The sequence below is a fragment of the Kibdelosporangium phytohabitans genome, assembly GCF_001302585.1.
Classification (GTDB): domain Bacteria; phylum Actinomycetota; class Actinomycetes; order Mycobacteriales; family Pseudonocardiaceae; genus Kibdelosporangium; species Kibdelosporangium phytohabitans.
In genome coordinates, this window is sequence record NZ_CP012752.1 from 5,570,221 (window position 1) to 5,583,088 (window position 12,868).

A 12,868-nucleotide genomic window follows, 5' to 3' on the forward strand; every position below is an offset into this window, starting at 1 on the left:
CCACGGCGCCCCCGGTGGTCAGGTCTGGTGCGCCAGCCTGCTGCCCAGCGCTGGGCCCAGGTCGTGCCGGGAGTGCAGGTTCAGCTTGCGCAACGCGTGCGCCACGTGCTGCTCCACGGTCCGCACTGACACACCCAGCGCGGAGGCGATCTGCCGGTTCGTGCGACCGCTCGCCGCCAGCGTCGCCGCCTCCAACTCACGCGGCGACAGCTGTTCGCCGTAGCCGGGCCTGCCGCGTTTGCGTTCTGTCACGCCGTGTTCGCGCAGGATGCGGTAGCAGCGTTGAGCGCGACCGCTCGCGCCCAAGCTGGTGAACGCCGCAGCGGCCTCCCGGAGGCTGACGGTGCCGTCCTCGCCTGCCGTCAGCGCGCACTCGCCCAGCAGAGCACGGGTCCTGCCCAGCCAGAACGGGCGCGGCAGCGCGTCGAACAGGCGCTCGGCGTGCCGGTACCGTTCCAACGCTTCGCGGGGCCTGCCCTGCCGGTGCCTCCCGAGCGCTTCTCCGAGTTCCAGGGCGGCTACCGACGCCGGGCAGTCCAAGCCCTCGATGCCGTCGCGGTGCTCCCGTAGCACGCCCCGGGCTTCCTCGACGCGACCAGTCAGGCAGAGCAACTCCACCGCGACCGGAGTCAGCTCGGTGGCCCACACCCACATGCCCGTGCGCCGGATCGTGTCCAGCGCCGCCGTGACCGTACCCACGGCGGCGGACATCGCACCCCGGCGGTACTGCAGTTCGGCCACGATCGCGTTCGCCGTCGCGGCCAGCGGTGGCGCCGAAACGCCCGGCGCGCCTACCTCTCGCAGCACCCGCAGCGCATGCTCGTCATCACCTGCCTCCGCCGCCAGGGCGCCTTCGATCAGGCGGCACTCCGCGGCGATCCGCTGCAGCGACGCGTGCTTGGTCACCAGTTCGGCCGCCCGCCCACGCAGCCCGGACCAGTTCCCGCGTAACCAGTCCAGCAGGAGGTGCGCGACCGCCAGTTGTTCCTCGGTGTAGGGCGCGGCGAACTTCGCGGCCAGCGCGCGACCGTGCCCGAGGTGGCGCTCGGCCTGGCGGTAGTGGCCCAGCCACGCGGTGGCGTCGACGATGTTCAGGCAGCCGCGCATCTGCGCACGACCGATCCCGGCGTCGACCGGTTCGTCCAGCAGTATCGGCAGCAGCCGCCACGCCTCGGGCTTGCCGCAGGTCATCAGCGTGGTCAGCTCGTTGACAGCGAACGCGGTACGCGCCGCCGGCTCGGTCAATGCCGGTGACAGCAGCCGCGCCTCAGCCAGCCATCGCAGGTGCGTGCCCACGTGCTGGTGACCCGCGTGCAGGTTGGCCAGTGCGGACATCACCCTGGCCGCCAGGTCCGGTCGCGGGTCGCGCAGCTCGTCCGCCGCGCGCTCCAGCTCGCGGTACCCGGCGTCGGGCTCGCCGGCCTGGTTGATCAGCAACAGGCCGAGGTCGCTGCGTAGCTCGCCGCGTACCGCGGCGGGGAGCGGCACGGTCGACAGCATGTCCGCCAGCACGGCCACTGTGGCGCCGTGGTCCAACCCGTCCAAGGCAGTCCGGCCCAGTTTGAGCGCCAGCCGCTCGCGGCTCTGCTCGGCCAGGTCAGGCACGAGCAGGATCTCACGCAGCACGGTGACGGCCGTGGCGGTGTCGCCGAGCGCGGTGGCGCGGTCGGCGGCCCGCTCGCTGTGCTCGCACCAGCCCGCCTCGTCCCCGCAGGCCCGCAGGTGCGCCGCGATTCTGGCGTGCGGCAGGGGCACCGGGCCTGACTGGAGCACGTCAGCGCTGCCGCGGTGCAAGCTCGCCAGGACGTTCGAGGGCAGGCCCTGCCGGACGGCCTGTTCGGCGAGTTCGTGGCGGCAACGGTAGCGGCCGGGGGCCACCTCGCGGAGCAGGTCCAAGCCGACCGCCGCGGACAGTGCGGCTGATCCGTGGTCCAGCCCGGCCACGGACGCCAGTTCGTCCTCGTTCGCCGGTGCGGCGAGCACGGCGGCTGCGGCCACCACAGCGCGGATCCCGGTGTCCACCCTGGACAGTCGCTGCTCGATGGCCTCACGGAAGCCCTCCGGCGCCTGCTGTTCGGTCAGCGCCGCCCACGGGGAACCCTCGGAACTCGGCCGTTCCGCGGCGGCCCGCACGACTTCTTCGATCGCGAACGGCACCCCACCGGTCCGTCGCACGAGCGCCTGGCACACGTCGGCAGGAGGCAGGCCGCGGCCCAGCATCGCCTGCACCAGTGCGCCGGTCTGCACGTCGTCCAACGGCTCCAGCCGTACCGTCAACGCTCCGTTACGGGCCGCGTCGGCAAGCACGTCCCGGTCGGCTTCCCGCGGCCGGTAGCTGAGCACCAGCGCCAGTCGCTCGGGCAAGTGCCCGATGAGGTACCGCAGGAACTCGACGGTCTGGTCATCAGCCCAGTGCAGGTCGTCCACCACCAGCACGGCTGGTCCGGACAAGCTCAGCGCCTCCCGGATCGCCCGGTACAGCCGGTGCCGGTCCAGCCGTGGATCCCCCAGCGACGGAAGCGGTGGGGGCAACCGGTCGGCGAGTTCCGGCAGCAGCGGCACCAACGCGCCCAGCAACGGACCAGGCCGCTCACCCCACGGCGCGGGCAGCAACGCGTCGAGCAGCGGAGCCAGCGGAAACCCCGCACGGAACGACTGGCAGACCCCGGACAGCACCTGCCCACCGGCCCGGGTACGCAGTTCGGCGAGCAGCCGGGTCTTGCCGACGCCCGCCTCACCCTCCAACCGCACCACCCGAGGCGGCGACGTGGCCGCGTCCAGCAGGGCCGCCAGCTGGGCCGCGCGCCCGACCAGCGGAGTGGACTTCCCGCATTGGCTGGTCAGCCTCGAGGAAGGCAACGGGTCGTGCTCAACGGTCACGCGCGCTGGGAAACCGAGTAGGTAGGCCGGGATACGCAATAAACTCGCCATTCGAGCGGCGAGCTTGACGTGGGTCAGCAGCCGTTCACCGCGTTCGATCGCCGAGACCCGCGACTGCGACAGCTCCAGCAGGTCACCGAGTTGCAGCTGGGACAGCCCGGTGTGCTGCCGGACCGCGACGAACACGGCACCGAAGTCGTAACGGGCCAGCGCGGCACGCAGGTACGCGTTCTCGTAGAACCCGTCCGGGATCGGCTTGCGGAACCCGGCAGCGCGGGCACAGGAGTCACACAACGGGCCGGCAGTGCGCAGTGCGGTGCCGCAGAACCGACAGCATTGTCGCTCTCGACCAGTCATAGCGAGCCTTCTCCGTTCCCGGACCGTAGCGAATGGACAGCGTAGACCGCCACCACATAACAGTCCGCAGTTCCAGCGCCGCGCTGTCAAGCCCCACTGGGGCTAGCTCGGCTGGGACTCGGAAACACCGCCGCCGCCCAGCACGATGGCGTCATGGCCAAGCCGTTGACCGCGACCGACCATGACGCACCCGAGCCGGTCCCTGCCATCCCGCACCACCGCGAAGGCGAACCGGTCCCGCCCGCTTCGCCGCCGGAGAACCGCCCGATGCTGACATTCCCCACTCGCGGTCACCAGTGCCACCAGTACTGGATGGTCTGCGGCTTCTACGAGTGTGCACACGGACACGTGCTCAGGATCAATCCCCGCGTCCAACCACCAACCACATGACCGGCCTGCCACTGGCCGCTACACCAATCACCGGCCCTGGACGCCAGCGCGTTGAGCGGTAGCCAGTCCACGCTCCGGCCCCGTGCTGGTCCAGCCGATCCGCCCGTCGGCATCACGCGGACCGGCGCCAGCAGACGCCGGTCCAGTGGATCGTCCTGATCGGATCGCGCACGGCATGGCGGTCACGAAACCACCGGGAGCCCTGGCAACCCGATGGCCGGGGACATTGACGTTGCCCGAGCTGCCAAGGGCTACCAGCCTCCCGGCGGTTGGGTGTTCGAGAGCGTGGACGTGACGGCAGCGGACGCGAACGAGCTGATCGGCGACGCGTGGTGGACCGGCAGCACGGAAGCGGCCGGCGGAGAGCAGGGGCGTGCCGAGTTCGCGAGGCTCGGGAAGTCCGTGGTGCGGGTTCGCCCGGACCGCCGCCGCATCGCGGAGGACTACGACGTCGAGGTCGCGGATTTCGAGGCGGCGGTGGACTTTGCCGTGTGCCGCGTCGTGGCCGCTCAAGGATTTCCAGTGCTGATCGAGGTCGGCACAGCGGCGCAGGCCGAGGCGGTCGCCGCCCGGTTGCCGGGCGCGGTTGTGCTCACCGAGGACAACGCGGATCGGACTGCCGAGATCCTCGCCGAAGCGGGACGGCGGGGTGCGGTCACCGTGACGAGCGTCCGGCGGCGTGAGCACGGTACAACGTGGACAGTCCGCTATCCGTGAGCCGCCACGAGGCTCATAGCTGGTCAGGCCGGACCACCTCGAGATCGGGTACGGCAACCCGGTGACGCAAACGCGGCAGCACGGCCAGCCACACGAGGACGGCGGCGCAGCCGTACGCGACGGTGATCGTGATGCTCATCGACAGCGGGCTGGTCCCGCCCAACGACACCAGCGGCGCCACCACCGGGCCGATCGCGAACGACGCCGTGCCCAGCAGGGCGGCGGCCGTCCCGGCGCGTTCGCCGTGATCGGCCAGTGCGAGGGCGGATCCGTTGGCTTGTGAGCCACCGGCGGTGAGCATCATGAGCGCCAACGGGATGAGCACACCGAGCAACCCGGCGCCGAGGAGCACCGAGACGAGCATCGCCAGTGCCGCCAGCGCGGTGGTGGTCGTGCCGATCGCGTACATCCGCGCCGGTCCGGCCCGGCGGACCACAGCCCGGTTGACCTGCGCACCTATCACGGACATCACGGCGTTGGCGGCGAAGCACAGGCTGAACATCTGCGGCGACAACGAGAAGCTGTCCTGCAGCACGAAGCTGACCGACGCGAGGTACGTGAAGAACGCGGCACCACCGCACATGCTGACCAGCAGGAACCACGGGAACACCCGGTCTCGCAGCACGGCACGGAACTCGCCCGTGTGGCCGCGCATCCCGGACGGCCGCGTCTCCGGGAGGGAGGTGGCGGCCAGGATGAACAACGCGACCCCGACGCCCGCCAGCACGACGAAGATCCCACGCCAGTCCATCACCGTCGCGAGCTGGCCGCCGACGACCGGCGCCACGATCGGCGCGATCGCGCCGACCGTGGTCAGCATGGCCAGCAGCCGCACCAGCTCCGCGCCTTCGGCCACGTCACGGGCGACCGCCAGGGAGATCACGATTCCCGCCGAACCGCACAGCCCCTGCAACAGCCGGGCCACCAGCAGCAGCTCGATCGTCGGCGCCACGGCACACACCAGTGACAGCAGTGCGAACAGGCCCGTGCCGATGAGCAGCGGCCCGCGCCGGCCGAACCGGTCGCTGAGCGGGCCGAGGACCAGTTGCCCGAACGCGAGGCCGAGCATGCACACCGACATCGTGGCCTGCGCCAGGCTTTCCGTGGTGTGCAGATCCGCGGCCAGGCTGGGCAGCGTGGGCAGGTAGAGGTCCATCGAGATCGGCCCGAAGATCTCCAGCAGGCCGAGGACGACCGCGATCCGGAGCTTGCTCACGGGGCCCGCAGGATCCGGCGCAACCACGACAACCGCGCCGAGGCGGCCGCACGGGAGACCTCGGCGCCGGGCGAGAAACCGGCGAACCCGTGGTATCCGCCCGCCCACACGTGCAGTTCGGCCTGCCCGCCGGTGGCCCAGATCCGCAGCGCGTACTCGGTCGCCTCGTCACGGAAGATCTCCGCGGCGCCGACGTCGATGTACGCGGGCGGCAGGTTCGACACATCCGCGGCACGAGCCGGAACCGCGTACGGCGATGCCTGTTCGGTGCCGCGCAACGGCCCGAGCAGCGCGTTCCAGCCGGTGTCGTTGTTGTTGCGGTCCCACGCCCCGCGCCCGTCGTACTGCCGCGTCGACACCGACTCGTTGCGGTCGTCGATCATCGGGCACAGCAGCATCTGCCCGATGATCGACGGCCCGTCGAGGTCGCGTGCCATCAACGCCACACCGGCCGAGAGGCCGCCGCCCGCGCTGGCGCCGGTCACCACGATCCGGCCCGGATCGACGCCCAGCCCGGCGGCGTTCGCCACCAGCCACACGAGGCCCGCGTAGCAGTCCTCCACGGCGGCGGGCGCGGGGTTCTCCGGAGCCAGCCGGTATTCGACCGACACCCCGACCGCGCCGAACCGCAGCACGTCGTCGATGAGCCCGTCGACACCGAAGAACCGGTTGCCGAGCACCATCCCGCCGCCGTGGATGCTGTAGAACGCGGGCGCGTCCGTCACGCCGCCGCGCGGCCGGATGATCGTCAGCACGATGTCGGGCGCGCCCGGCGGGCCGGGCACTGTGCGGTCCTCGACCTCCACCGGCCGGTCGCCCACGATCTGGCCGATCGGCGGGATGATGGTGGCGAAGTGGGCGCGGTTGGCCAGGATCGTGTCGGCGCGCAGCGGGATCCGTTCGACCAGGTCGAGGAACGCGGCCAGGCCGGGCTCCAGCTCCGGGTCGTACGGTACGGGGGTGGTCATCGGCCCAACCCCAGGACACGGCGCAGCCACGAGTCACGCGTCCGCAGTGCCTCCTGGCTGATCGGCCAGTCCGGGACGTAGAGGTCGAATCCGTGGAACGCGCCGCTCCACACGTGCAGTTCGGCCTGCCCGCCCGTGGCCCAGATCCGCAGCGCGTACTGGGTGTCCTCGTCGCGGAACGGCTCCGCGCTGCCCACCTCGATGAACGCCGGTGGCAGTCCGGACAGGTCGGTGGCCCTGGTCGGCGCCGCGTACGGGGACACGGTGTCCGTCCCGACGGCGTCGCCGAGCAGCGACTGCCAGCCCGCGACGTTCGCCTCCCGCGTCCACGTGCCGATCCCGCTGTACTGGTGGCTCGCGACGGTGGTGTTGGTGTCGTCGATCATCGGGCAGAGCAGCAGCTGCCCGGCCAGGCGCGGCCCGCCGCGATCCCGTGCCAGCAACGCGACGCCAGCGGACAGCCCACCGCCCGCGCTGCCGCCCATGACCACGATCCGGTCCGGGTCGATGCCGAGTTCGGCCGCGTTCTCGACCGTCCACACCAGACCCGCGTAGCAGTCCTCGACGGGCGCGGGGTGCGGGTGCTCGGGCGCGAGCCGGTATTCGACGTTGACCGCGACCACGCCCAGTTCCAGCACGAGCGCCAGCAGCCGGGGCACGTCCATGTTGCGGTGGCCGACCATCATCCCGCCGCCGTGGATGTTGTACAGCGCGGGCACCGGTCCTTGCCGGTCGCGCGGCGAGAGGATCGTGACCTCCAGCTCGGGCGCACCGTCCGGGCCGGGAATCCTCCGCTCGACGACGTCGACGGGCGCGTCGCCCACCACGTCGGCGGCGGGCGGGAACATCGCGGCCATGGCCTGGCGCAATGCCGGGATCGTCTCCGGCGTGAAGGGCGGGGCGTCCTTCGGCACGACCTCGTCGAGCGCCGGTTCGATGTCCGGGTCGAACGGGACCGGGGGATGGGTCACGGCAAGCTCCTCACTCACGAAGTCACGGCCCCTCGGGGTCGACCACGCCGCGGTCGGCCCAGAACGGCTCGACCAACGCGCGCAGTTCGTCGGCGCCGATCTGCTCGACCAGGCCGACCGCGGCGAGGTTGTCCTCGAGCTGGGCCAGCTTGGTCGCGCCGAACAACGTCGTGACGTTGGCGGGGTGGGTCAGGGTGAAGGCGACCGCCAGGCGCGCGGCGCTGGTGCCGAGCTTCCCGGCGAGCTCGACCAGGCCGGCCGTCGACCGGGTGATCGCGTCCCTGACCGCACCGGGATCACGGCCGACCTCACGGGTGAGGTCGGTGCGGCCGGTGAGGATGCCGCCTTCGAGCACGTCGGAGGCCTGCATGGTGAAACCCTCGGCGAACAGCTTGGCGAACGGTTCACCGTCCGGGATGGACCGGCGGGCCACGCTGTACTTCAGCTGCGCGATCTGCGGGCCGTCGACTCCACGCGCGGCGGCGATCTCCCGCAGTGCGCGGATGTTGGTCGCCGACCAGTTGTTGACGCCCCACGCGCGGATCAGCCCGGCACGGGCCAGCCCGGACAGGTCGTCGACCAGGTCCTCCAGTTCCACCTCGGCATCCCGCAGGTCGCCGAGGATGACCAGATCGGCGTAGTCGAATCCGCCGCGCAGGAACGCGTTGGCCAACTGGGGCCGGAATCCGCGCTCGTCGTCGAAGCCCTCGATCCAGAGCTTGGCCGAGACCAGGTACTCCTCGCGCGGGATGCCCGACGCGCGCATGATCGCGCTCCAGAGCACATCGGTGAACACCGGTGGCAGACCGGGCATCCCGTAGACGCCGACGTCGAACAGGTTCACGCCTGCCGCGACCGCGGTCCGGATCATGGTGACGGCGTCGGCGAAGTCCATCCGGTCGTAGGTGTGCCACGAACCGAGCGACAGCGGTGATACCTCCACATCGGACGTTCCGACGCGGCGGCGGGGCAGCGAGGTCACAGTGCCTCCTCCTCTTGGGTTCAGGCGAGACGGGGGTCGATGACGGCCTTGACCTCGTCAAGGCGTTGCATCGCGGCGATCCGCTCGGAGGCGGCCGACAGGCCGACGGGCGCGCCGAACAGCGAGTCCCACGGCATCCGGTCGCCGAACGAGCGGAAGAACTCGATCGCGTTGTGGTAGTCGGCGATGTCGCCGTTGAGCGAGCCGACGACGGTGAGTTCCTTGCCCATCAACGTGCCCAGTGGAACTGGTACGTCATTGGGGCCGGTGGTTCCGACGATCACGACGGTCGCGCGTTGCGCGGCCATCGCCACGGCCTCGTGACCGACCGATGGTGCTCCGGCGAAGTCCAGTACGAGGTCGCCGCCGTGCTTGTCGGTCAGCTCGTGGACACGTTGGACGGTCTCGCCATCGGTGATGTCCACTGTGGCGTCGGCACCGAACTTCGTGGCGAGCCGCAGCCGTGACGCGGGCGCGCCGACCGTGATCACCGTCCCGGCGCCGGAAATCTTCGCGACCGCCGTCGCGAACAGACCGAGAGCTCCTGATCCCTGCACGACGACGCGGGATCCCGGCGTCACGCCACCGGCCCGCGTGAAGGCCCGCAACACTGTCTTGGCCGCGCAGCCGGCCATCGCCGCCCATGTGTCGGGAATCTCGTCCGGCAGCAGCAGTTTCGCGGCGTTCGGCACGACGTACGCGTATTCGCACAGCCCGGCGGTGGCGAACGGGTGCACGTCCGAACGTTGCAGGAAGCCGTAGCCACGACGGGAGCAGGCGACAGGTTCGCGGAGGACCGTGCAGCCGTAGCACTCGCCGCAGGTCGACTCGGACCACCCGATGCGGGCGCCGACGGGGATGTCGCGGCCGAGCGCGTCACGGGTGTCCGGTCCGGTGGCCACGACCTCGCCGACCATCTCGTGGCCGAGCACCATCGGCAGCATGCCGGGGAAGGACATCTTGCCGGACCAGATCTCCACGTCCGTGCCGCAGAGCGTGGCGCAGGAGACGCGCACGAGCGCGGCCCCGGGTTCGATCTCCGCCGGCAGCAGGAGTTCGTCCATGCGCAGTGGTTCGCCGTGTTCGGTGAGCACCGCCGCACGGGTGGAGGTCGGGACGGACATCGGGCTCCTTCCGCCGCTTCGCGGACGTGATGTGCGCGGCCGGGCCGCGTGATGGGTTAGTCTACGTGCGTCGACAAAAATGTCGAGACCTCAGAACACATCGGGAGCGTCTGTGCCGAAACCAGTCGCGGACTTGGTCCTGCGCGGCGGACCGGTTCACACCCTCGCCGGCTCGGGCCCTGGCCCGGGTCCCGCCTCCGGCACGGCGCTGGCGGTCCGGTCCGGACGCGTCCTGCGCGTCGGCGCCGACGCCGACGTGCGTGACCTGATCGGCCCGGCCACCGAGGTCGTGGACCTCAAGGGACGGGCGGTCATCCCGGGTATCAACGACGCCCACCTGCACGCCACCTGGCTCGGCGCGCTGTGGCCGGACACCCTGTTCGGCGACCACGCGGCCCCGGGACCCGGCCCGCAGCGTCCGCTGTGCACGCCGGCGGAACGCCGGGCCGCGATCCTCAAGGCCGGGGATCTGCTGGCGCGGCTGGGAATCACCAGCTACACCGAGCCGGGACTCGGGCCAGGGGAGGACGCGGGCCTTGCCGGAGCGTTCGGAATGTCCGTTGTGGAGCAGTATCGGAACCTGGCGGCCGAAGGGCTGTTACGCGCCCGTGTCACGGCACTGTGGCTGTACGGCGAACTCGACGGCCCCAGCACCCTGGACGACTACCGTGCCGGACTGGCCGCGCTGGGCGGGCGCGATCCCGACCCGGCGATGCTCAACTTCGCCGGTGTGAAGATCTTCGCCGACGGCATCCCGCCCATGCGGTCCGCCTACACCCACCACTGCTACGCAGACGGGTCGCACGCGGAACTGCTCGTGGCGGGCGAGAACGACACCGAGCGCGAACAGAACCTGACCACGATGATCGTCGAGGCCCACCACGCCGGTCTCCAGGTGGGTGTGCACGCGACAGGCGACCGCGCGATCGAGCTCATGCTGGACGCGGTGGAACGGGCCCGCGCGGAACGGGACCTGGACCTGCGCCACTACGTGATCCACGGCGACATGGTGAATCCCGCACAGCTGCAACGGATGGCCCGGCTGGGCGTCGGCTTGTCGACGCAGGCGGGCATCGCGGTGCGGACCGCGAGCATGGTGGACGCGGTCCTGGGCGCGCAGCGTGCGGGGAGCACCTGGCCGTTGCGGGAAACCCTGGACGTCGGCATCCCGCTCTGCCTCACCTCGGACGCGCCCGTCCTGCCGCCCGACTGGCGCCGCGAGATCGCCGCCGCGGACGAGTGGATGGGGCCGGCCGACAACCCGCGCGACCGCGTGGAGACGCTGCTGCGCTGCTACACCGTGCATCCCGCCCGGCAGGACGGCGCGGAAACGTGGAAAGGCACGCTCGCCGAAGGCATGGTTGCCGATCTGTGCGTGCTGGCCGCGGATCCGTTGACGGTCACCGCCGCCGAACTGCCCGGTGTGGACGTCGACATGACCGTCCTCGGCGGACGCGTGGTCCACGAGAGGTAAGGGCCGGACCGGACAGGGGGCGGTCCGGCCCCGGTCTCTCAGGTGAGCAGCTGACCGCCGTCCACAGGCACGCTCGTGCCCGTGATGTGGGCGGCACCCGCACTGGCCAGGAACATCACCACCGCGGCCACGTCCTCCACGGACGCCATCTGCCGCAACGGAATTCTGCTCACCCATGCCGCACGTGCCGGAGACCCCTCCGGCATTCCCGCGGCCAGCATGGGCGTGAGCACCGGTCCTGGGGCCACCGCGTTGACGCGGATGCCGTGCTCGGCCAGTTCGACTGCCGCCCAGCGTGTCAGCGCGTCGACGGCGGCCTTGCTGCTCTCGTAACCGCCCATGCCGGGCGTCGGCTGGCGGCCGCCGATCGACGACAGGTTGACGATCACGCCTCGCCTGCCGCCCGCGACCATCCGGCGTGCCACCTGCTGCGTCATGAGGAACGTGCCGTGGACGTTCGTGCGCAGGATCGCGAGCATGTCCGGCGCGGGCAGTTCCAGCAGCCTGCCGTGCACGCTGAGCAGGCCGGCGTTGTTGACGAGCACGTCGACCGGGCCCACTTCGTCGAGTGCCTTGGCGATCGACGTGTCGTCGGTGATGTCCATGGTCACGCCGCGCACGCCGAGGGCGCCCGCGGCGTCGTGCACGCCGTCGATGTCGGCGACGACGACGTCATCGCCCGCTTTGGCGAAGGCCGTCGCGATCGCGCGGCCGATCCCTCCGGCTCCTCCGGTCACCAGGACGGTACGGGTGGCGGTCATCGGCGGTCCCTTCCACGGGGTGGACTTTATTGTCTATGTTTGTAGAAAATAAACCCCTTGTACCCCAGGAGGAAACAGTGCGCTACCGCCGGCTTGGAATCCGGGAGGTGCCCGCGCTGTCGTTCGGCTCGTGGCACACGTGGGATCGGATGGAGTTCGACGAGGCCGTGGCCATGATCGTCCGCGCCGCCGAGCTCGGCTGCGCGTTCTTCGACGTCGCCCACTACGACATGGGCCCGCACGCCGAGAACTCCCGCACGGACGTGATCTTCGGCAAGGCGGTCAGGGAGGCCGGTCTGGCCCGCGCGGACTGGCTCTACTGCGGCAAACTGTGGCTCTGGGACTATCCCGGCACCGGTTTCGCCCAGCAGATGGCCACCTCGCTGGACCGCGTCGGCGTCGAACGCGCCGACCTGGTCGTGGTCGGCGACTACTTCGGCGACCTCGACGTGGAACGCGTGGTCGCGGACGTGGCCGCGGAGATCGCCGCCGGGCGGTTCACGACCTGGGGCGTGAACAACTGGAAGTTCGCCGACCTGCGGGCGGCGATCGACATCGCGCACCGCCGTGAGCTGGTGCCACCGGCGTTCGCTCAGCTCAAGTACGGGCTCGTGCGCCGATCCATGGCGGAAGGCGGCTACTACAAGCCGGTGTTCGACTCCGGTGAGCTGGTGCTGCAGGCGTCGGACGTCTTCGAAGGCGGCATCCTGGTGGGCAATTCCCGGCCCGAACGCAAGATCGGGGCGGATGTCGGCGGGATCAGGGAGAAGATCGTCGCCGCCTGGCCGCGCGTGCGGGACATCGCGCACGAGCTGGACACCACCCCGGCGCGCCTCGGAATCGCCTTCTGCCTGGCGAATCCGGCGACGGCCAACGTGCTGGTCGGTGCCTCGCGCCTGGCGCAACTGGAGGACAACGCCGGCGCGGCCGAACTGCTCGAGCGGGTCGGCGCGGAGCGGATCCGGGAGCTCACCGGCGATCTGTGGCTGGACCGGGAAGTCGCCGCGGACGGCACCTGGTGACCGCCA

General features: G+C 71.0%; 11 protein-coding genes and 1 pseudogene. 4 read left to right on the top strand and 8 right to left on the bottom strand.

The window, feature by feature from the left end; translation table 11 throughout:
- Positions 1 to 18: 18 nt before the first annotated feature.
- Complete coding sequence (locus tag AOZ06_RS25330) at positions 19 to 2,880, bottom strand: ATP-binding protein (protein ID WP_169798980.1); 2,862 nt, start codon at positions 2,878 to 2,880, stop codon at positions 19 to 21.
- Between the two features lie 42 nt (positions 2,881 to 2,922).
- Positions 2,923 to 3,237: pseudogene (locus AOZ06_RS62165) on the bottom strand (helix-turn-helix domain-containing protein); the annotation flags it as partial.
- 153 nt (positions 3,238 to 3,390) lie between these two features.
- On the opposite strand from AOZ06_RS62165, the gene AOZ06_RS25335 reads away from it, so the two are divergent.
- Together AOZ06_RS25335 and AOZ06_RS25340 are read left to right on the top strand one after the other, a co-directional pair.
- Positions 3,391 to 3,627, top strand: coding sequence for a hypothetical protein (locus AOZ06_RS25335; RefSeq protein ID WP_054291683.1), 237 nt, complete (start codon positions 3,391 to 3,393; stop codon positions 3,625 to 3,627).
- Between the two features lie 213 nt (positions 3,628 to 3,840).
- Positions 3,841 to 4,344, top strand: a complete 504-nt coding sequence (locus tag AOZ06_RS25340) for a hypothetical protein (RefSeq protein WP_157233235.1) — start codon at positions 3,841 to 3,843, stop codon at positions 4,342 to 4,344.
- 13 nt (positions 4,345 to 4,357) lie between these two features.
- Here AOZ06_RS25340 and AOZ06_RS25345 read toward each other — a convergent pair whose 3' ends face one another.
- The 5 genes from AOZ06_RS25345 to AOZ06_RS25365 are packed head-to-tail and all read right to left on the bottom strand — an operon-like array spanning position 4,358 to position 9,605.
- Positions 4,358 to 5,560, bottom strand: a complete 1,203-nt coding sequence (locus AOZ06_RS25345) for a multidrug effflux MFS transporter (protein WP_054291685.1) — start codon at positions 5,558 to 5,560, stop codon at positions 4,358 to 4,360.
- The gene (locus tag AOZ06_RS25350; protein WP_054291686.1) at positions 5,557 to 6,528 is read right to left on the bottom strand and encodes an alpha/beta hydrolase; all 972 of its coding nucleotides are present in this window, start codon (positions 6,526 to 6,528) and stop codon (positions 5,557 to 5,559) included. Before AOZ06_RS25350 ends, AOZ06_RS25345 begins: the two co-directional genes overlap by 4 nt.
- Complete coding sequence (locus tag AOZ06_RS25355) at positions 6,525 to 7,499, bottom strand: alpha/beta hydrolase (RefSeq protein ID WP_054291687.1); 975 nt, start codon at positions 7,497 to 7,499, stop codon at positions 6,525 to 6,527. The genes AOZ06_RS25350 and AOZ06_RS25355 overlap by 4 nt, the downstream gene beginning before the upstream one ends.
- Positions 7,500 to 7,521: 22 nt before the next feature.
- Complete coding sequence (locus tag AOZ06_RS25360) at positions 7,522 to 8,481, bottom strand: aldo/keto reductase (RefSeq protein WP_054291688.1); 960 nt, start codon at positions 8,479 to 8,481, stop codon at positions 7,522 to 7,524.
- 20 nt (positions 8,482 to 8,501) lie between these two features.
- Positions 8,502 to 9,605 (bottom strand): zinc-binding dehydrogenase, encoded by a 1,104-nt coding sequence (locus tag AOZ06_RS25365; RefSeq protein WP_054291689.1) that lies wholly within the window; start codon positions 9,603 to 9,605, stop codon positions 8,502 to 8,504.
- Positions 9,606 to 9,717: 112 nt separating this feature from the next.
- Here AOZ06_RS25365 and AOZ06_RS25370 point away from each other — a divergent pair, with 112 nt between their 5' ends.
- Positions 9,718 to 11,079 carry an amidohydrolase gene (locus AOZ06_RS25370; protein ID WP_157233236.1) on the top strand — a complete coding sequence of 454 codons (1,362 nt, stop codon included), beginning with the start codon at positions 9,718 to 9,720 and terminating at the stop codon, positions 11,077 to 11,079.
- Positions 11,080 to 11,117: 38 nt separating this feature from the next.
- On the opposite strand, the gene AOZ06_RS25375 is transcribed toward AOZ06_RS25370, so the two are convergent.
- Entirely contained in the window at positions 11,118 to 11,840 is a 723-nt protein-coding gene (locus AOZ06_RS25375; RefSeq protein ID WP_083471917.1) for an SDR family NAD(P)-dependent oxidoreductase, read from the bottom strand.
- Between the two features lie 77 nt (positions 11,841 to 11,917).
- Here AOZ06_RS25375 and AOZ06_RS25380 point away from each other — a divergent pair, with 77 nt between their 5' ends.
- Entirely contained in the window at positions 11,918 to 12,862 is a 945-nt protein-coding gene (locus AOZ06_RS25380) for an aldo/keto reductase (RefSeq protein WP_236952400.1), read from the top strand.
- Positions 12,863 to 12,868 lie beyond the last annotated feature (6 nt).